Here is a 19216-nt window from a genome sequence, read left to right as displayed (position 1 = left end):
ATTTTCTTTTATGACGTTTTTTTAATCGAATAAATAGGGTATGATGATAGAAAGAGGAAGGTGAAATAAGTCATATGGAAATTTTAAATAATACCCCTTTAATAATCGCTTTGTTTGCCGTTATTTTCGCACAAGTTATTAAAATTCCAATCCAATATATCGCAACTAGAAAAATCAACTTCGGATTAGCTGTAAGTACAGGAGGCATGCCTAGTAGTCACTCCGCTGCAGTAACTTCGCTGACAACAGCAGTTGGAATCGAACATGGCTTAGAGTCACCATATTTCGCAATTGCTTGTGTATTAAGTATTATAGTCATGTATGATGCAACGGGGATCCGTCGTCATGCTGGGGAACATGCGACTTTATTAAATCAGTTAGTAAAAGACTTCCAACGAATTGTAGAAGACGCCAAAAGCTGGCCTGAAAAAGAGGAAAGTGAAAAACAAAAAGAATTAAAAGAATTGCTAGGACACCAACCTAGCGAAGTGTTCTTCGGTGCAGTTACAGGTATATTATTAGCAATTAGTATCTATTCGATTTTTTAATAGTAAAACGAAAATATAAAAACAGTTCCAGCATAAGCATTGCTGGAACTGTTTTATTATTCTACGTGAGCTGTAACAGCTTCTGTGATAATTTGTTCTTCCCAATAATTCAAGTCGGAGGATGTGACTACCCCATCGCCAACTTCAATTACATACACATCTACTTCTCTTTTGCCCCACTCTACAAATACTTCATCCACTGTTTCATAATATAAGTCAATTATATTTCCTTTAATTGCTCCTCCAATATCAGTGACGATTCCGTATCCATAATCAGGCACATATAGAACCGTACCAAGAGGAAATACGCTTAGATCAGCTGCAATTGTAGATATAGTATCTCTTTGCACTTTTAAGCCTGAAAAGGTAATACCGTACTCAGGGTGAGACTCTGTTTTACCAGTCGATTCATAGCCTGCAGTATAACCCGTTGCTACAACAGTTTTCTTGGGATATTCTTTATAGGCTACTTCAGCAGTAGGTTCTATTTCTTGTTCCTCTTCTTCTGGTTCCTTAACTTGATCTTGACTTTCTTCGGTAGTTTCTTCTTCCTTAACTTCTACAACTTCTTCTGTATCATTCTGTTCTTCCACGTTCTCATTTGTATCAGAACTTATCTCTAACTCTAGCTCGTCAGATTCTTCTTCATCGTCCTTTGTAATGTTTGCTACAGAAATGAGCTGATCATCCTCCACCCAGTCCACTTTCTCTTCTTCATCTTGTATTTCATCCATTGGCATACGTTCTTTACTACTTTTATGAAAAGGTTGATGTTCCTCTTTTATATCAGCACGCATAGGATTATTCTCTTCTGCAGTAATCGTAATTGTCATCCAATATCCTACCCCTAGACATAAAAGGATGATGCTACCTAATAAAAAAAAGCTTTTAATTTGGTTTCTCACTTTTGACCACCTCTTTGCCAACAAGCGTTTCCAATATTAAAAGCTTTTATACATTTATTTGAAAAATTAAAACATTTGATAACCTTTTTTACGTAGTGTACGAATAACAAGCCCTGAAACGATTGTACCTATAAAGCCCGCCGTTAATATGATCGTATCTACAACTTGTAAGTTAATAAAATCCTGCCACACTGCTGGAAAAGCTTCTCCAGGATTTGTGAAATAAGAAGTGATTGGAACATCATCTATAATGAAAATAATAATCACAGGAAAAATTATTGCCATCAACCAAGTAGCTCTAAGTAACATATTTAAGATAAAGGCTATCCCAAAAAATAAGATAAAAAATAATAGTGACGCTACGAACGCCTGAATAATTCCCATATGCGCTCCTCCTAAAATCTAATTCTCACTTATTTTACATTATGTAAATAAAAAAACAAAGGTAGTTACATCAACTACCTTTGCCATCTTTGTGAATTTTTTAGCGGAACATATCTAACTTACCTTTTTTAAGCATAAGACCGATTCCACCAAGTTTTAATAAATAACGATTATCAATTACTTTTTTCATGATCGAAGCAGAACGACCGTACAACTTCTTACCATCAAATACAACACCGATTGCATCTGTATGACCAAGTGATGCTACCGTACCTTGAAGGTTTGGTTTGAAAGTTTCTAGCTCACTTGAATTCGTTACTAATTGCTTCAAGTTATGAGCTGCAGTATCAGCCATTTGCATCGCGATTTGCGCTGTTGGTGGATAAGGGCGTTCCGTTTCCGGATTAAAGAGTACTGCACAGTCACCTACTACAAAGACATTGTCATGGTCAGGTGTGCGTAGATCCTCACGAACAGGTACTCTACCACGACTTACTTCAAAACCAGACTCTTCAACGATTGAATTACCTGTTACACCAGCTGCCCAAATAACGTTTTGTGAATCAATTGTTTCTTGTTCACCGTCTTTTTCAACTAGAATGCCATTTTCATTACACTGTTTAATCATAGTACCTAAACGGAATTCTACGCCTTTTTCTTCTAAACGATTCATTGCATACTCCACAAGCTCTTCGTCAAAGCCAGCTAATGCAGCCGGTCCTGCCTCAACATTCATCACACGAACTTTCTCTGGATCAATATCGTATTCTTGGCATAACTCTGGAACACGGTTAGCAATTTCAGCAATAAACTCGATACCAGTAAAACCTGCGCCACCTACTACAATTGTTAATAAGTCTCGACGGTCTCCTGGTTCCGTTGTATAACGAGCAAAGTTATATTCAATATGTTCACGAATCAAACGAGCACTATTAATACTGTAAATACTAAAAGCGTGTTCTTTTAAGCCTTCGATGCCAAACGTTGCAGATTCGAAGCCTAATCCGATTACTAAGTAATCATATGTAAGCTCCCCATCTTCTAAAATAACTTTTTTATTGCTTGGTTCGATTGACTTTACAGTGTCCTGAACGAAGTTAATTTTATTAAAATTAACTACATCTTTAATAGGAATACGTGTACGGTCGTGGTGAAGCGTACCAGCTGCATTTTCATGTAACCAAGTTGTTTGATAATGGTAATCATGCTTGTTTACTAAAGTAACATTTGCATCGTTATCACCGAGGATCTTTTCCAATTTAATTGTAGTCATGATCCCACCATAACCTGCACCCAAAACGACAATATTTGGTTTGTTCATCATCATCACATCCATCCGAAATTTTTAAATAAAGAACTACTTCTTTGTGATTTACTTCACGTACTCATGCATTAAAATGTCAAAAAATCGTAATAGTTCGCCTAACAACAATAATAGAACTTTTTATTGCTTTTTTCAACCCTTTCAACAATTTCTAATGTTTCTGATAATTATATCTTCCCACTTTTCAGTCAAACAATGTCGATAAGTTACAAAAAAACAGATTTATTTATCATTCAATATGGATAATGTTATAATATTTGATGGTGTTCCAAACGTAACAATGTATGGGGAGGTAGAGATATGAATGAAGACATTCGCGATCTAACAATTATTGGTGCGGGTCCAGTTGGTTTGTTTACTGCCTTTTATGGTGGTTTACGACAAGCTAACGTTCAAATAATTGAAAGCTTGCCACATATCGGTGGTCAACTTTCAGCACTTTATCCTGAAAAATATATTTATGATGTGGCTGGATTTCCAAAGGTTCGTGCACAAGAATTAGTGGATAATTTATATGAACAAGCAAAACCTTTTAATCCTGAAATCACATTAGACCATGCCGTAGAGTCGATCGAAAAGGTGGAGGAGAACTTATTCCGCTTAACAACTGATAAAGACACTTTCTATACGAAGGCGGTGATTATAACTGCTGGAAACGGCGCATTTGAGCCTAGAAAACTGCGCATCGAAGGTACGGAGAAATACGAGGATAAGAACTTACATTATTATATTACTAATCTTGAGTCATTTAGAGACCGAAAAGTATTAATTTGCGGTGGTGGTGATTCTGCTGTAGATTGGGCACTCATGCTAGAGCCAATCGCAAGTAAAGTACAACTTGTACACCGCCGGGATACTTTCCGGGCGCATGAGCATAGTGTAGCACAACTCGAACAATCTAGTGTAGAGTTAATCACTCCCTATGTACCAGTAGGTCTAGACGGGGACGATCAGATTAATCAAGTAATTTTACAAAAAGTAAAAGGGGAAGAAACACTCACCATAGACGTCGATGACTTAATTGTGAATTACGGTTTCGTTTCTAGTTTAGGACCGATTAAGCAATGGGGACTTGACCTTGAGAAAAATAATATTCAAGTGAATACCCGGATGGAAACTAGTGTTGAGGGAATTTACGGAGCAGGGGATATTATTACGTATCCAGGTAAAGTAAAATTAATCGCAGCTGGTTTCGGAGAAGGTCCAACTGCTGTAAATAATGCTATGGCTAGAATTGATCCAAGTGCACGTGTTCAACCGAAACATTCTACGCATATGTTCAATGAATAAAAAAACTTGGAAGTATATCAATTGAGATATGCTTCCAAGCTTTTTTTTCAACTTTTATTAGTTCGTTAAAGAAAGCGATTAATTAGTCTAATCGAATATCGGTTATACGATAAGATTTTTCCTGCCATGCGATCTCATAATAAATGGTTGTTTCCTCATCTGATTCCGCTTCTTGGGATACAATATACGTATAATCGCCTTCTTCTTCCATTTCAAAAGAGCGATCATGCTCCATTAAAACTGGCACACTACGTGGAATAAGAAATAAATTACCATTTTCCATATAATAATATTCGCCGACTAACTCCTCTGCTAGTTCTAAGGAAACGAACGGCGTAATTTGAGTAATCAAATTCATCATAGAATCATGGGCAACAACCTGCTGATTCTCATCCGTTTCTGCGATTAAGTTCATCTGTAAGCCTTCGATTAATTCTTGAGCATGATTTTCCGTTAATGCAGTTGGTTCTACCACTTCTTCGCCATTAGATGATTGTTCTTCTTGCCCGTTCTCTGCCTCATCTTGACTGGATGTAGATTCTTCAGCAGAGTCCTCGTTTGCATCATCATTGGAACAAGCGATTAATAAATTAAGTGATAGGATGATAACCGTTCCACCCATGATTATTTTGCGCATGCATTTCTCCTCAATTCTTTACATCCTAAAATGAAAATTTCAGATAACTAATTAACAATCTTCAGGCACACCTACACGTCCATCAGCTTTAAATGAAGAGCCACAACCACAAGAGACAATTGCGTTTGGATTATCAATTGTGAATCCTCCGCCCATCATGTTTTCTTTAAAATCAATTTTAGTACCTTCTACAATTTTTCGGTCCATTGTCGCTATTACTACAGGGATCCCATTTTCCTCAAATTGTTCATCTGTTTCTTTTACTTCATAATCAAATCCTAATTTATATGAAAGACCACTACAGCCTCCACCTTTTACTCCAAAGCGTAAATAAACTTCCTCTTCTGTTTCTTTTTTTAACATTTCAGTAATCTGATATTTCGCTTGATCAGAAATATGAATAGCCATTTACCTTCACCCCTTTATTACAGTATACAAACTTAAATCTACACTATCAATCTTCACATACTCAAATAAAATATGCCAGTAGCTATCGTGACTGCTGGTCCTTGCATCGTAACGTTTCCGCTTTCTTCCCAAGTGATTTCCAGATCCCCACCATCCAGATGGACAGTGATTGGTTTGCCTTGAGAAACAAATTCATTTAAAACGGAAGCAACTACCGCAGCGCATGCACCAGTACCACAAGCTTGTGTTACACCAGAACCACGTTCCCATACTCGGAAATTTATTTCTTGCTCATTTATTATTTCTACAAACTCTACATTAACACCTTCTAAAAATCGAATATCTTTTTCAATAATTGGACCCAATTCATAAAGTGGTGCTTGCTGTATCTTTTGTTCGTAGAAAATAACATGTGGATTGCCCATCGATACTGCGGTTGCACGTAACTGAGTTCCATTCACTTCAAAAGGCTCCATGATTACATGGTCATGTTGGTATTCCTCGGTCGCCTGCATTGGTATCTCACGTCTGGTTAGAATAGGTTCACCCATATCTATAGCTACACTGTTGACAATTCCATTTTGGAGGTGGACGGTTGCTTGGACCACTCCTGATTTCGTTTCTATTTTGAATTCAGATGAATGAACATATTTTAAATCGGTAGCAAGTTTCGCAATACACCGTAAACCATTCCCACAATTCATTGCCTCTGAACCATCTTTATTGAAAATACGCATTTTCACTTGTGCAACCTCAGATGGTAAGAGAAGAATTAAACCATCAGATCCAATACCTGTATGTGGATTGGATACCTGTTTTGCGAGTTCAGGTAATTGCTCCTCTTCTAATTCAACTTGAAAGCCATCCACATATATATAATTATTACCTAACCCGTGCATTTTCGTAAAAGGTAATTGCATCATCATACCCACTTTACTTATTTATTAAAATAATGGATTGTCTTCTAGATGTTGATAAATCTTATCCACCAGTTCGCCACTTGAATCCGCTGTAATACATTCTCCATTTACAATCGCAAATAGACTTGCTGCACAAATACCGCAGTGACTTGTACAACCATATTCAATGACATCTAGGTCTGGATCCTTTTCAAGCTTCTCGAAAGCTTCTTGGGATCCGCTTATTAAATTATTTACACAAAATTCTACTATTGGGTTCATCTCTGACACTCCTTGACTTGCATTTCTTGGTTAATAGAACCCTTTATCCATGCTAGCACAGCGCTTATAGCCTTGCAATCATTACGATGAGGCCGGTTCTAAACCTCTTTTTTCCAATGCTTTATATACCGTTTTTAATCTCGGGTTTCCTTCTCCGACAATCTCATCCTCCACTAAGACCACAGGATAAAACATATCTTCTTCAATAATTTTTTCTGCGAATTCTTGTTGCTGTTTATTTTCAGGCGGTTGATGAATGTCTACATATTCATAGTCCACCACATTCTCCCCAAATTTTCGATTGATCGCTGCTTGCAGCCATTCATACTGTTCCTTAGAGCTCGGTAAATTAACACAACTTGGGCATAACACTTCTGCACCATATACGATTAGTGTAACTTGTTTATTCATATTATTACCTCCAAAAGGTTTCAAATTAAAAATTCTCCATTAATATCATTTTACATAAAAACCTTTTTTAGATACAATGATAATGGTTCTCAATAAATATCTTACTTAAAGATAAAAGAAGTCAACGAAATAGATTTTTTTCGCAAAATTGATTATAATAAGAGATATGAAGGGGGAAGATCTTCTATGTTTGATCAAGTACATGAGGTAATCGGGAAATTACGTCCATTTCTACTTAGAGATGGTGGCGATGTTGAATTAGTGGATGTAGATGAAGATGGTATTGTATTACTTCGCTTAAAAGGTGCTTGCGGTAATTGTCCAAGCTCGGCAATTACATTAAAAGCAGGTATTGAACGCGCTTTAGTTGCTGAGGTTCCTGGCGTGAGAGAAGTAGAACAAATCTTCTAGTAATTTTATATTTAGAAAGCCTTTCACTTTAAGTGAAAGGCTTTTTTAATACAATAAATGTGCAAACTGTCGGGCATTTATGCAGAAAAGTTAAGATATATCCAGAAATCTTATGCAATATCCACGAGAATTTTTTTATATCCAGAAAAGTTTAAAGGATATCCACGAAACTCCTATGAATATCCAGAATTCTTTCCACTTATCCAGAAAAGTATAGTTATATCCACAATTCTCAATCCTCACTCAATTAGGAGGAGAGTTAATTTACCGGGGTGAGAGGATCTTTGCCATTTAAAACGTGGGTAATATTATCAGCAGCCAACTCCATCATCTTTTCCCTCGTTTCAACACTGGAAGATCCAATATGTGGGAACGCTGTAACTTGATCCAATTTTATCAACGGATGGGACTGATCGATTGGTTCATTTTTAAACACATCTAGTCCGCATGCTTCGATTTCTCCATTCACTAACGCTTGTTCTAGAGCTTGTTCATCGACTACCCCGCCCCTAGACGTATTAATAAAAATTGCTGATGATTTCATTTTTTGAAACGCTTCCTTATTAAATAGATCCTTGGTTTCCTCTGTTAGTGGGGTCATACACACGACATAGTCCGCTTCTTGCAATAACTCCTCAAACGAAACATAGGTTGCACCCATTTTTTCTTCTGCTTCTTTTTTACGGGAACGATTATGATATAGGATTTTCATGTCAAATCCAGATGCTCTTTTTGCAACGGCTTCACCAATTTGACCCATACCGACTATTCCAATCGTTTTATGATGCACATCGGCCCCTGCTAACATATAAGGAGACCAAGTTGTCCATTCATTATTTGGAATGACTTGTAATGCCTCTTTCATACGCCGAGCGGTTGCCAACAATAAGCCAAACGTCAAATCAGCAGTCGTATCTGTAAGCACATCTGGGGTATTTGTAATAGTCACATTTCGAGATTTTGCATATTGTAAATCAATATTGTCATAGCCTACAGCTAAATTCGCTACAACCTTTAAATTTTCAGCTTGATCAAAAAGCTCTTGATCCACTTGATCCGTTAACATGGTTAGCAAAGCATCCGCCTTCTTACTTTTTTCTAATAGTGTCTCGCGGTCAACCGGCTTGTCTTCATATGGCCACACTTCAACGCTGAAATGCTTCTCGAGTGTATCCATAACATGTTCTGAAAGCTTGCGTGTGATATAAACATACGGTTTACTCATATACAACACCTCTTCTTAAAAGTTTATGTAAACCATTCTTGAAGTGATTTCAAACTATAAGTAGGTTGGTCCTCCATTAATCTTAATTCTTCAACAGACGTTACTCCAGTTTGAACATGTAGGGTATCTACACCTGCACGAATGCCTGCCAAAATATCGGTATGATAATTATCTCCGATCATGATTGCATGTTCTGGTGCAACATTCAATTGATTCAATGCCTGGGTAATCATATAGTGTTCAGGTTTCCCGAAAACTTTTGGTTTCACCCCTGTAACAAGCTCCATTAAATGCATAAAAGCCCCATTACCAGGTACTAACCCTTTTTCTGTTGGAACTTTAATATCTGGGTTTGTCGCAACAAACTGTGCACCTGCTTGAATATGCAGACATGCCTCACGAATCTTTCTATAGCTATTATCTCTGTCAATTCCTATCACCACATAATCCGGCGACTCTTCTGTGATCGTTAAACCTTCCTGCTCTAAAGCGTCAAATAAACCAATTTCACCAATTGCGTAAACTTTTGCTCCACTTGGATTATCTTGTTTTATTTGTTTTGCAGCAGTTATTGATGGGGTAAGAATTTGGTCTTTCGTCGCTTCCACTCCATACCCTTTTAATTTATCTACCGTTTGAGCTTGGGTTCTTGAAGAATTATTCGTTACAAATAGATGGGGAATACCTTTACTTACAAGTTGATCTATAAAGGGCTTTGCTTCTGGTATTGCTTCTTTTCCCTTATACATGGTTCCATCTAAATCAATGAAATACGCACCATATTCTTTCATGCTAGCTTTCTTCATCCTTTCGTTTCGTAAATGCAGTGATTGGACCCATTTCCTGCTCTAAATAATTAGTGATATACGTACTGAAGTTTTCGTAAGAATTAATTTGAGTATGCAATGTTGCAACTACCCCTTCAAAAGATATACTAGTGAAATCCTGTACGATTGGTTTCCTTAATTGAATCAACTGTTTAAAAGGTTTTTCTTCTTCTATTGGTAATACTTTTTCGTCAATTAATATATCTATAATATCCTCATAACTCCCGGGGTCACGCATAATAAAACCATCAATCATCATATTGCTCACATCAATGACTGATTCAATTAATAAATGGGCTACCCTTTCTAACCCTAATTTTTCAATCGGGGAGTCAACTTCTGCTTCCTTATAGATTTTTAATAACTGATTATAATAAGCGAGTTTATCATCGATTTTCTCTATTTCAACAAAATACATATTTCAATCCTCCTTATTCTTTTCCATTTTAGCATAGCTTAAATCTTCCTCGCATAATTAATCAACAATCGTGCCACGATAAAAGGTGAGGTGATTATATGGGAAGGAAAAATCGTGATGATTTCACGCCTGTTGAAAAGCAACAGAATTATTTAGCTTCTGAAGAGTTTCCAGAGGGAACATATGGCGAACCGGTAAATCAAAAGCCTTTAAAAGCAAGGAAATATAACCCTAATCAAAGGTATTACACTCCTTTTAATTATGAATTTAAAGAATTACATGCAGATGACCCTAGAGAAGCTCATAATGCACACCAACCTGGTGACTATCCGGACGAAGACTGAATGATAGAAGAAGAGGCTGGGACAAATTAAAGTGGTAGCATGAAAATCCGAACAATAAAAAGTGGTGCGACTAACTCGCTCCTGAAATAGACTGCGCTTTCCGTGGGGAGCTGGTGAGCCTCCTCATGCTACGCATTCCGGGGTCTCACCTGAGCTCTATTTCCCACAGGAGTCTCCGTCTATTTCATCCGCTTTTTATCTGCTTTGTTCGGAATATTCATGATTTCAGACACTTTTGTCTCAGCCTCTTCTTCCATGTAGTTCAGCCAACATATAATATCTTTAATCTAATCGTTTTAATACAAAATAGGCACAGCCAAAATTACAGTATTCATATATATAGTCTTCCAAAGTAGATATTTTTGTATCATAAGTAGCTTTTTGATTTTGATCATCAAAAAATCCTTTTAAACGAAGCTGACCGAATCCCCAGTCGCCAACAATGTAATCATATTTAACTAATATATCACTAAATCGTTCACCTAATACTTCCTCTTCAAAACCATCCCGATAATTATGTACTAATTCGTAATTTTTACCATGTAGTTCCATGCTCGTTCACCTCTATTACTATATAGTGTACCACATTTTATATAATTGCTTCTCATGATTTTTTAAAAACTGAACATGATAACAATAGGAAGGAGTTCCGTAAATCATGAGAAAAAATATTCGTAAGTATTTATTTATATCAATAATAATATGGATGGTCTTCTGCAGTCAAAATTCATTGCTAGCTGAATCTTTATTTGATGACCGTCGTGCACTATATGAAAAAACCGAAGCACTTACCCAGGTTCCTTGGTATTACTTAGCTGCAATAAATCAGTATGAAAGAAACATCCATACGCTTGAGGAAGACCAATTAGTCGGTATCCAATACCCAGAAGAAAAATGGTATGGTTTATTGGCTGGATTAGAAAGCAAGCCAGACTTTCGTGAAGAAACCTTATCATTGTTTCAAGGCAAAGGGAAAGATGGTAGCGGAGATGGTGTAGCGAGCTATTCTGACCCAGAAGATGTGCTTTATACAGTAGCTCTTCACATTCAGGAAGAACTAGCTAAAGGAAAAACTTTTGAGAAACTAATAGAAGAATTTTACGATCGTGAGAAGGCCGGATTGCTGATTTCTCAGTACGCAAAAATGTTCCACCATTTTAAGCAAGTGGACTTAAGCGAACGAGCATTTCCCTTACCGACGAACTATAACTATTCCTATAGATCCACTTGGGGTCATGGTCGAGGATATGGGGGCAGAAGAATACATGAGGGCACAGACCTATTTGCTTCCTATGGTACCCCTGTGAGGAGCTCTTCCTATGGCATTGTAGAAATTAAAGGATGGAATAAATTCGGAGGATGGCGTGTTGGCATAAGAGATGCACAAAACATTTACCATTATTATGCTCATTTACATGGGTTCGAGGAAGGAATTGAAGAAGGTAGCTTTGTCGAACCTGGAGAAGTCATTGGATATGTTGGTTCCTCCGGTTATGGACCAGTTGGAACTGCAGGAAAGTTTCCTCCTCATCTTCATTACGGAATGTACAGAGATAACGGTACAAACGAGTGGGCATTTGACCCGTACCCTTATTTAAGACATTGGGAATAAAAAAAGCGTATGACCTTTTAGAAAGGCCATACGCATTTAAACTGAATTTTTATAAGAAATAATTAACCATTTGGATGATTAAATAGCTCATTGACTCCTCTTCTGTAACAAAGAACATATTGATAAAGTTATTAATTACAATATAAGCAATACCAACTGGTGCAACAATTCTTAAGAACCAGATCCATACAAGACCAATTGTCGTATCTTGTAATCCTGTTTCACGAAGCACCTCTACTTTATTCCAACCCCAACCGACGAATAATGCCGTAACCATACCACCTAATGCTAGCGTGTATTGGTCCGTAATTACGTCGATAAAGTCTAGGAAAGTACCACCTGGTAGTGAAATATCACTTAATGAGTCAACTGCACCTTGAGATAATGCAGAAGGTATACCAAATGCGGTAATAAGTAAACCTGCAATAATAGTTGCCTTTTGACGCGACCATGTGAAAGAACGCATCATCCATGCGACACCTACTTCTAATAATGAAATTGCAGAAGATAATGCTGCAATTGCAACTAAGAAGAAGAAGAAGATTGCAAATACTGTACCACCAGTACCCCACATACCGAATACTTCAGGTAATGAGATGAAAATTAATGCTGGACCGGATGATGGGTCAACCCCCGAATGTAAATACTACCGGGAAGATCATTAAACCAGCAAAAATCGCGAATAATGTATCCAATGTTACAACTGTACCAGCTGCGCTTGGAAGTTTTGTTTCTTTCGGTAAGTAACTTGCATAAGTGATCATAGCACCCATACCAAGTGACAAGGTAAAGAATGCCTGCCCGATTGCAGCACCCCATACATCCATATTCGCTAACTGACCGAAATCAGGAGAGAACATGTAACTAAGTGCCTCGCCAGCACCATCCATTGTTAAACCAAATACTGCTAGCACAACAACAATGATTGCAAGCATCGGCATGAACAAACGGTTCGCAAGCTCGATTCCTTTTTTGATACCAAAGAAAACGACTCCGATTACTAATGCCATAAATAATAATTGCCAAAATACTGGAGTAAAGGAACCTCCAATAGCGTCAACAAAGAATCCTTCATATCCGCCTTCTTCAACGTTCCTTGCAGGTCCAGTGATAAAGCTCCACAAGTAGAACATTACCCAACCAGCAATTACACCGTAGAAAGATAAAATTAATGAACCGGATAATACTCCTAAAATACCTGCAATCTTCCATGGTTTTTTGGGAGCAATCTCTTCAAATGAATTAACTGCGTCAGACTGTCCACGACGACCTACTGTAATCTCCGCCAATAGGACTGGTAAACCAATTAAAAAGATACAAATAATATAAGCTAATAAGAATGCGAAACCTCCACTTTCTCCTAATACATAGGAAAAGCGCCAAATGTTACCTAAACCTACTGCTGAACCTACCGCTGCCAGGATAAATCCAAGCTTGGAGGCCCACTGTTCACGTGCTTCCATAACTCATTCCCCTCTCCATACTACTTTTTTTAATCAAAAATTTTTTGTTGTAGTTTCTTAGGTGCATCAACTCCCTTAAAAATATCTTATTCAATATTTTGTTTAATTATAATTTTTAGAAAACTTTTTTTCAAGTCTTTTTAGAGAAAAAGACTTAGAAGTAGGACTAAAGTAACCGTACGAATGTTAGTATATTTCATCCTATTGCTTGTTTTCTAGAACCTTATCCTAACACAAAAAAATCCCCTTAGTTAATTCCCTAAGAGGATTTTGTTTATTTTTATTCCATTACCTTCTTCAAGAGAAGGACAATTCCAATCATAATAACAAAAGTCACCAACAATCCAAGAATTAAAGAACCAAACGCACCATACATCACATAGCCTAAAATAGATGAAACACCCGCAATGAGAGCATATGGAATTTGGGTCAGAACGTGGTCAATATGATTTGAACCTGCACCAGTAGATGATAGTACTGTCGTATCTGAAATTGGTGAACAGTGATCACCAAATACAGAACCAGCTAATACTGCAGCTAGTGCTGGAACAAATAAACTAACATCCAAAGTGGCAGCCATAGACCCTGCTATTGGTAACATGATTCCAAACGTTCCCCAGGAAGTCCCTGTAGCAAATGCCATTAACCCTGCAATAACGAACACAAGCAGTGGTAGGTAGGAAACATTTATATTGGAATTTTCAACTACACCTGATAAATAAGCATCGGTTCCAATATCTCCAATAATTGATACAATCATCCATGCTAAAACTAAAATATATATAGCTGGAAGCATTGCTTTGATACCTTCTAATACAACTCTAAAGAAATTTGATTTCTCTCCGGATTGAACAAAGTAAAAGATTACGGATACGAGTACTGCTGCCGCACCACCAAATACTAAGGAAAAGTTTACATTAGTATTTGCAAAAATCGAGATTGCAGTAACTTCCCCTTCACTTGCTCTTGCACCAGTTACGATCATAGATCCAATAGTAGCACCTAACAACACGATAATAGGTAGTAATAGGTGATAAACCTTTCCGTTTTTATTCTCGTGAACTTCTTCTTGAAGATCTCCAGGAATATCATCTTTATTTAAAGGATCGATTAACTGTCCTGACTTAATGGCTCTGTTCTCATGTCGAACCATTGGACCAATATTTAAATTAAAGAAAATAACTAAAAATACTAAAGCAATTGCTGCTAATGCGTAAAAATTATAAGGAATCATTTGCACAAACGATTCTAAAGCTTGTATGTTACTAATTTCATTTGCCGTAATAATTGTTGCAATCGTTCCAATGATATAAGCTCCCCAACTTGAAATTGGTGATAATACGGTAATAGGAGCAGATGTAGAATCAATTAAATAAGCTAATTTTGCACGGGAAACATTTTGTCTGTCTGTCATTGGCCGAGCAACTTGTCCAATTGTTAAAGCATTGAAATAGTCGTCGATAAAGATACCGATTCCTAGAAGTCCAGTTGTATATTGGGAACCCTTCCTCGTTTCAATACGCTGAATCGCCCAATTTCCAAATGCTCTTGCACCACCAGAAGCAGTTAAGAAAGCTATTAAAATACCTAACAAAATTAAGAATAGTACCAATTGAATACTCCAAACATCCCAAGCGCCATCCGCATAAAACAGCTCTTGAAAAGATAACCAAATTCTCTCGATGGATGCTAACACGTTAAATTGATCAATCATTAACGCACCAACAATAATACCAGCCCCTAGAGAGATTAATACTTTGCGTGTTGCTAACACAAGAATAATCATTACTAAAGGCGGTACGAGTGACCAAATTGTACCTTCCATTGTTCTTCCTCCTCTAATTTTTTCTTACACTAATCTTAATACGAACTTACGAAACTTACGAGAAATCCAGCAATTTTTGTTTAAAGCTCTTATTTATATACCCTTCTTTAAACAAAATAAAAAAGTAATGATAGAGAAATCTACCATTACTTTTATTAAGTCGGTTATTTTCTCGATCAGTAGCTCCCCGCTCGTCTTACGCGAGAGTAAATATCTTTTTCAGATACATACCAACACAGAATTGCAGACCCAATTTGTGCTTCGGCATATAAACCTTTCGAATATGATCACAGGCGTCACCCTCCCATATTCTACTTATTTTATATGCTCCTCTACCTCATCGATGGATAAGGTTATAACTCTTATTTAATTTTTACACGCAGATTATACTAGCACATCATTCTTCTTCATGCAAATCCCTAAATGGTACAGCAATATTCGGAGAATCACTCGCACCTTGATTATAAAAATCAGGTACCCTTCCTTGAACAACCCCTACGTATACTGGAATATTTGTTTCTATGACAGTTGTCGTAGTAGAAAATGGGATAACAATTTGTACGTTTGCTTGAATATGAATGTCCAATTCAATCAGCGCATTATTAATACCATATTCCGTGACATTACGAACGACATCCGATTGTACATCACCAATAACTGTGAAATGGACTGGCACACGAGGTCCTAAGTTTGCTAATAATGCATTATTAGTTGCTTGACCAATAGGAATCCGTACAATTGCTCGGTGTTCCTCTACCGTATCTTCTTCAATAATATAATCTTCATCTAGGTCAAAATCCAAGGAATCCTCAGGTGATACTTCCCCTCTTTCAATTCTTTTAAGGAAATTTTGTACGCGAAACGTTGTATTACGTAATACACGATTCACTACCACAGCATTCCAACCGATTGAAACAATATTACCTTGATCATCCTTTTCCATAAAAATCAATTCTTCCGCTTGTAGATCTTCTGCAATTCTTCGACTAACAGCTTCATTTATGGCCTCTCTTGCAAATTGATTCGTTTTTGTTTCAGCTATTTCTATTAACGTCGGTTCAATCCCACGATTAATGATCCATACTGATAAAACAATGGAAATAATAAATGCTACAAAAGTTAACATGAGGATCTGACCTAACGTCTTGGGTTTACGGCTTTTAAATCGTGGTTGTCTAATCCGACGCAAGTAAATAACCCCCTTCTACAATCATCTTATGAAATTGCATCTGGAGGCATGTATTATTCTTAAAATATTTTATTTAGAGTAACTGAACTACTTATATAATTTTTTTAATATAACTTTAAGGCAAAGACAACAATGCGTGCTTTCCAATCATTCCTTCATACCAACCATATTCTTTAGCAGCATATTCCGTAACCATTTGCAGAGGAGCATAAATCAATTCATCCCTTGATCGAACACCTACTGCCCTCCCAGCGATAATTTTACGATGCGCTAATTTATTATTTAATAAATCAACATCTAATGCTCCGCACATGATATAACCAAGGTCATTAGAAATAATTAGTAATGTGGTTTGTGGAAGCTCCACTTCAATGTAAGTAAATGGCCGATCGTCCAACCATAGCGGTTCTACTTTAATCACAAGTCAAAACCTCCCTTTCTGTATTCATATGAAAGGGAGGTTAGGAAGTGTTTGTCTCTTTAATTTCGACCGATATTTGCTAAGCATACTTCTAAAACATCACGAAGAAATTCAGGCATATAATAGTGTTTTTCTTTCACAGTTGAAATTGGTGGTAGTAACCAAGAAAATGAAAAAGTATCTGCAGTTGCTATTTTATAATAACGTTGTGCTTCGACTGCTTCGCCTTTAAGGTATATCTGTTCTACGTAATTAGAATCCTCATGGTAGTGAAGTTCAATGTCATCATAAATCATTTTTCCAATTTTCTTTCCTCGGAAACCTAACCCCTTTAATTCGAAATTAATATAATGATCAGATTCTAGCATGCGAATCGCTTCTAATAATTCTTTTCCAGTAAGAATCATCGTACAAGGGTTCATTGGATGTGGGCAGCTCTGGTGTACAGCTTTTTTTGTAACCATACCTTTCTTGAACCCTTCTAATAGAACACCTGAATTCAACATCGCAGCCTCTGCACCTGTCCACTCTTTTAATGTCTGAACAAATGATTTCATTAATGTCGTTTCTTCATACCAATTGATTGGAAGATCCCCTTGTAAATTTGCTACAGCTTGATTTAATTTATCATTTGCTTCGATCTCTAACTGATTCAGTAGCTCACTTGTCTGTTTATGAGGAGTGGATGCATTTAATAATGCACTTCCATGGTTTGTGACTAACTCTTTCGTCTTATGATCGTATTCTATAAAGACTTCTCCATAATACAATCCATTTTTTCCAGCTGCATGAATAGTAGAGCCATTAACCGTTTTACTTTTTTCTAAAAGATGATGCGTATGGCCCCCAATGATAGCATCAACATTATAGTTTCGAGCAATTGCTTCATCATCATTTATTCCTAAATGAGACAAGACAATAATTACATCCGCTTTTGATTCTAGGTCTGGTATTAGATCGTCGAGTACATCAAAAGGATTTAGAGCAGTCCAATTTAATTTTTCATAAAACAATTGAAAAGGTGCCGTGAGCCCGATGACAGCAATACGCGTTTGATGCTTCGTTTCATATATTTTGTAAGGTGCTAACCAATTAGGATTCTTTCTTGAAGCTGCTTGGAGATTAGCACAGACCACATCAAACGTAGCCTCATCGTACAAATGATACAATTCATCTTCAGGTAAGGTGATTCCTTCGTTGTTTCCAAGTGTCACTGCATGATAGTTTGCTGCATTTAATAAAGACACATTCGCTTGACCTAAGGATGCTTCAGTAATTGGATGAACCCGGTCCATATGATCGCCATTGTCCAACAGCAAGTAGAACTCTCCATCTTCTTCGTGTTGGTTAATTTTCTGAGATATGGACTGCATCGTATAAGGCCAGCTCTGGAAATAACTATGTAAATCACTTGTGAAATATATATGGATAGATTCCTTCATATAGGAGCTCCTTTATTAAAACGTCTGTGAAATTAATCTTATGCCAATGACAATCATAATAATACGTAGGATCCACTCAATCACTGTACTATTGAGTCGCTGGTTGATATGCGCGCCAATATAACCTCCTAGCCAAGCCCCTGGAATACTAACAAGAGCATACGCCCATAAAACATGCCCTGCTGCGATATGAGCCGTAGAAGAAACAAGGCTTGAGAAGAAGATCATAAACATGGAAGTCGGCGCAGCTATGTGAGCGGGAAAACCAAATAATAAAATCATAGCAGGCACCATCAAGGAACCTCCGCCAACACCAAACAAACCAGACATCATCCCTACAAAAAAGGCAATAGATATTCCAGTAATTAAGGAATAAGAATAGGTAGTTTCATGACCTGATAAATCAAAAGTTCTTTCTATATGAAAACGTCTAACTTCTTTCGGCTTATGTTCTAATTTATATAAAAGCTTCTTTTTAATGAAAAACATACTAGCAACTAATAACATTAACAACCCAAAATACAACTGGAAGAAATCCATATCTACATAGCCATTAATATACACCCCTACTAATGCCCCTGGTATACTTCCTATTAAAAATAAAGAAGCACTATGAACATCTACTCTTTTACGCTTTAAAAAAGTAAGGGTAGCAGATAATCCTGTAAAAACCATCAACAAAACTGAAATGGCTACTATATTTTGAGGGGTTACCCACGAAAAGCCATCACTAAACTGGGCGAGGAATAATAATACCGGAACAAAAATTACTCCTCCACCTAATCCGGCAACACTGCCGATCATCGCACTCAATACACCAACTAAAAATAAGATAAGAAAAACCATATTTATTTCCTTCAATCTAAGTTTTTTATATTCATTTTAAACACAGAAAAAGCATGAGATCTAGAAAGCTTCTGTGCTTACTATGCCCCATGCCTATATTTTATC

Annotated in this window: 24 protein-coding genes and 1 riboswitch; of the genes, 5 read left to right on the top strand and 19 right to left on the bottom strand. The window is 36.9% G+C overall.

Going from position 1 to position 19216, the window contains the following annotated elements; genetic code table 11:
- The first annotated feature begins 74 nt into the window (after window positions 1-74).
- On the top strand, window positions 75-548 hold the full coding sequence (locus tag G532_RS0108110) for a divergent PAP2 family protein (RefSeq protein ID WP_027964357.1): 474 nt from the start codon (window positions 75-77) through the stop codon (window positions 546-548).
- Between the two features lie 56 nt (window positions 549-604).
- Here G532_RS0108110 and G532_RS15015 read toward each other — a convergent pair whose 3' ends face one another.
- The 3 genes from G532_RS15015 to G532_RS0108095 all read right to left on the bottom strand — a co-directional run bounded on the left by G532_RS15015 (window position 605) and on the right by G532_RS0108095 (window position 3158).
- Window positions 605-1453 carry a 3D domain-containing protein gene (locus tag G532_RS15015; protein ID WP_051189110.1) on the bottom strand — a complete coding sequence of 283 codons (849 nt, stop codon included), beginning with the start codon at window positions 1451-1453 and terminating at the stop codon, window positions 605-607.
- Between the two features lie 66 nt (window positions 1454-1519).
- Complete coding sequence (locus G532_RS0108100) at window positions 1520-1837, bottom strand: YuiB family protein (RefSeq protein WP_027964356.1); 318 nt, start codon at window positions 1835-1837, stop codon at window positions 1520-1522.
- Between the two features lie 100 nt (window positions 1838-1937).
- Window positions 1938-3158: an NAD(P)/FAD-dependent oxidoreductase gene (locus tag G532_RS0108095; protein WP_211220359.1), complete on the bottom strand. Its 1221-nt coding sequence runs from the start codon at window positions 3156-3158 to the stop codon at window positions 1938-1940.
- A 303-nt stretch (window positions 3159-3461) separates the two neighbouring features.
- On the opposite strand from G532_RS0108095, the gene G532_RS0108090 reads away from it, so the two are divergent.
- The gene (locus G532_RS0108090) at window positions 3462-4451 is read left to right on the top strand and encodes an NAD(P)/FAD-dependent oxidoreductase (protein WP_027964354.1); all 990 of its coding nucleotides are present in this window, start codon (window positions 3462-3464) and stop codon (window positions 4449-4451) included.
- Between the two features lie 82 nt (window positions 4452-4533).
- On the opposite strand, the gene G532_RS0108085 is transcribed toward G532_RS0108090, so the two are convergent.
- The 5 genes from G532_RS0108085 to G532_RS0108065 all read right to left on the bottom strand — a co-directional run bounded on the left by G532_RS0108085 (window position 4534) and on the right by G532_RS0108065 (window position 7088).
- Window positions 4534-5088, bottom strand: coding sequence for a hypothetical protein (locus G532_RS0108085; protein WP_027964353.1), 555 nt, complete (start codon window positions 5086-5088; stop codon window positions 4534-4536).
- 51 nt (window positions 5089-5139) lie between these two features.
- Entirely contained in the window at window positions 5140-5496 is a 357-nt protein-coding gene (locus tag G532_RS0108080) for a HesB/IscA family protein (RefSeq protein ID WP_027964352.1), read from the bottom strand.
- 53 nt (window positions 5497-5549) lie between these two features.
- Window positions 5550-6419, bottom strand: a complete 870-nt coding sequence (dapF, locus tag G532_RS0108075; protein WP_027964351.1) for a diaminopimelate epimerase — start codon at window positions 6417-6419, stop codon at window positions 5550-5552.
- 21 nt (window positions 6420-6440) lie between these two features.
- Window positions 6441-6677 (bottom strand): YuzB family protein, encoded by a 237-nt coding sequence (locus G532_RS0108070; protein WP_027964350.1) that lies wholly within the window; start codon window positions 6675-6677, stop codon window positions 6441-6443.
- Window positions 6678-6758: 81 nt separating this feature from the next.
- Window positions 6759-7088: a YuzD family protein gene (locus G532_RS0108065; protein ID WP_027964349.1), complete on the bottom strand. Its 330-nt coding sequence runs from the start codon at window positions 7086-7088 to the stop codon at window positions 6759-6761.
- Between the two features lie 186 nt (window positions 7089-7274).
- Between G532_RS0108065 and G532_RS0108060 the strand changes: the two genes are divergently transcribed.
- Complete coding sequence (locus G532_RS0108060; RefSeq protein ID WP_027964348.1) at window positions 7275-7499, top strand: NifU family protein; 225 nt, start codon at window positions 7275-7277, stop codon at window positions 7497-7499.
- A gap of 259 nt (window positions 7500-7758) precedes the next feature.
- Here G532_RS0108060 and G532_RS0108055 read toward each other — a convergent pair whose 3' ends face one another.
- Genes G532_RS0108055 through G532_RS0108045 form a run of 3 tightly spaced genes read right to left on the bottom strand, consistent with a single transcriptional unit; the run spans window position 7759 to window position 9969 of the window.
- Window positions 7759-8724 (bottom strand): 2-hydroxyacid dehydrogenase, encoded by a 966-nt coding sequence (locus tag G532_RS0108055; protein WP_027964347.1) that lies wholly within the window; start codon window positions 8722-8724, stop codon window positions 7759-7761.
- A 23-nt stretch (window positions 8725-8747) separates the two neighbouring features.
- A complete protein-coding gene (locus tag G532_RS0108050) occupies window positions 8748-9515 on the bottom strand; it encodes a TIGR01457 family HAD-type hydrolase (RefSeq protein WP_027964346.1) in 768 nt (255 codons plus the stop codon).
- Between the two features lies 1 nt (window position 9516).
- Window positions 9517-9969 (bottom strand): DUF86 domain-containing protein, encoded by a 453-nt coding sequence (locus G532_RS0108045; RefSeq protein WP_027964345.1) that lies wholly within the window; start codon window positions 9967-9969, stop codon window positions 9517-9519.
- A 98-nt stretch (window positions 9970-10067) separates the two neighbouring features.
- Between G532_RS0108045 and G532_RS0108040 the strand changes: the two genes are divergently transcribed.
- Window positions 10068-10313, top strand: coding sequence for a hypothetical protein (locus tag G532_RS0108040; RefSeq protein WP_027964344.1), 246 nt, complete (start codon window positions 10068-10070; stop codon window positions 10311-10313).
- A gap of 282 nt (window positions 10314-10595) precedes the next feature.
- Here G532_RS0108040 and G532_RS0108035 read toward each other — a convergent pair whose 3' ends face one another.
- A complete protein-coding gene (locus G532_RS0108035; RefSeq protein ID WP_027964343.1) occupies window positions 10596-10865 on the bottom strand; it encodes a YutD family protein in 270 nt (89 codons plus the stop codon).
- 106 nt (window positions 10866-10971) lie between these two features.
- On the opposite strand from G532_RS0108035, the gene G532_RS0108030 reads away from it, so the two are divergent.
- On the top strand, window positions 10972-11925 hold the full coding sequence (locus G532_RS0108030) for a M23 family metallopeptidase (protein WP_027964342.1): 954 nt from the start codon (window positions 10972-10974) through the stop codon (window positions 11923-11925).
- Between the two features lie 49 nt (window positions 11926-11974).
- On the opposite strand, the gene G532_RS16350 is transcribed toward G532_RS0108030, so the two are convergent.
- From G532_RS16350 to G532_RS0108000, 7 genes are all read right to left on the bottom strand, one after another.
- Window positions 11975-12499, bottom strand: a complete 525-nt coding sequence (locus tag G532_RS16350; protein WP_342662655.1) for an SLC5/6 family protein — start codon at window positions 12497-12499, stop codon at window positions 11975-11977.
- A gap of 52 nt (window positions 12500-12551) precedes the next feature.
- The gene (locus tag G532_RS16345; protein WP_342662654.1) at window positions 12552-13388 is read right to left on the bottom strand and encodes a sodium-dependent transporter; all 837 of its coding nucleotides are present in this window, start codon (window positions 13386-13388) and stop codon (window positions 12552-12554) included.
- 280 nt (window positions 13389-13668) lie between these two features.
- Complete coding sequence (locus G532_RS0108020; RefSeq protein ID WP_027964341.1) at window positions 13669-15213, bottom strand: Na+/H+ antiporter NhaC family protein; 1545 nt, start codon at window positions 15211-15213, stop codon at window positions 13669-13671.
- 172 nt (window positions 15214-15385) lie between these two features.
- Window positions 15386-15556: riboswitch (Lysine riboswitch) on the bottom strand.
- 54 nt (window positions 15557-15610) lie between these two features.
- A complete protein-coding gene (yunB, locus tag G532_RS0108015; protein WP_027964340.1) occupies window positions 15611-16402 on the bottom strand; it encodes a sporulation protein YunB in 792 nt (263 codons plus the stop codon).
- A 115-nt stretch (window positions 16403-16517) separates the two neighbouring features.
- The gene (locus G532_RS0108010) at window positions 16518-16823 is read right to left on the bottom strand and encodes a YunC family protein (RefSeq protein ID WP_027964339.1); all 306 of its coding nucleotides are present in this window, start codon (window positions 16821-16823) and stop codon (window positions 16518-16520) included.
- Window positions 16824-16882: 59 nt separating this feature from the next.
- Entirely contained in the window at window positions 16883-18265 is a 1383-nt protein-coding gene (locus G532_RS0108005; RefSeq protein ID WP_027964338.1) for a bifunctional metallophosphatase/5'-nucleotidase, read from the bottom strand.
- Window positions 18266-18280: 15 nt separating this feature from the next.
- Window positions 18281-19111, bottom strand: a complete 831-nt coding sequence (locus G532_RS0108000; RefSeq protein WP_027964337.1) for a sulfite exporter TauE/SafE family protein — start codon at window positions 19109-19111, stop codon at window positions 18281-18283.
- Window positions 19112-19216 lie beyond the last annotated feature (105 nt).

The organism is Halalkalibacillus halophilus DSM 18494 (assembly GCF_000423105.1).
Classification (GTDB): Bacteria; Bacillota; Bacilli; order Bacillales; family Alkalibacillaceae; genus Halalkalibacillus; species Halalkalibacillus halophilus.
Note: the sequence above shows the minus strand (reverse complement) of the source record. Positions and strands in the feature narration are given on the sequence as shown.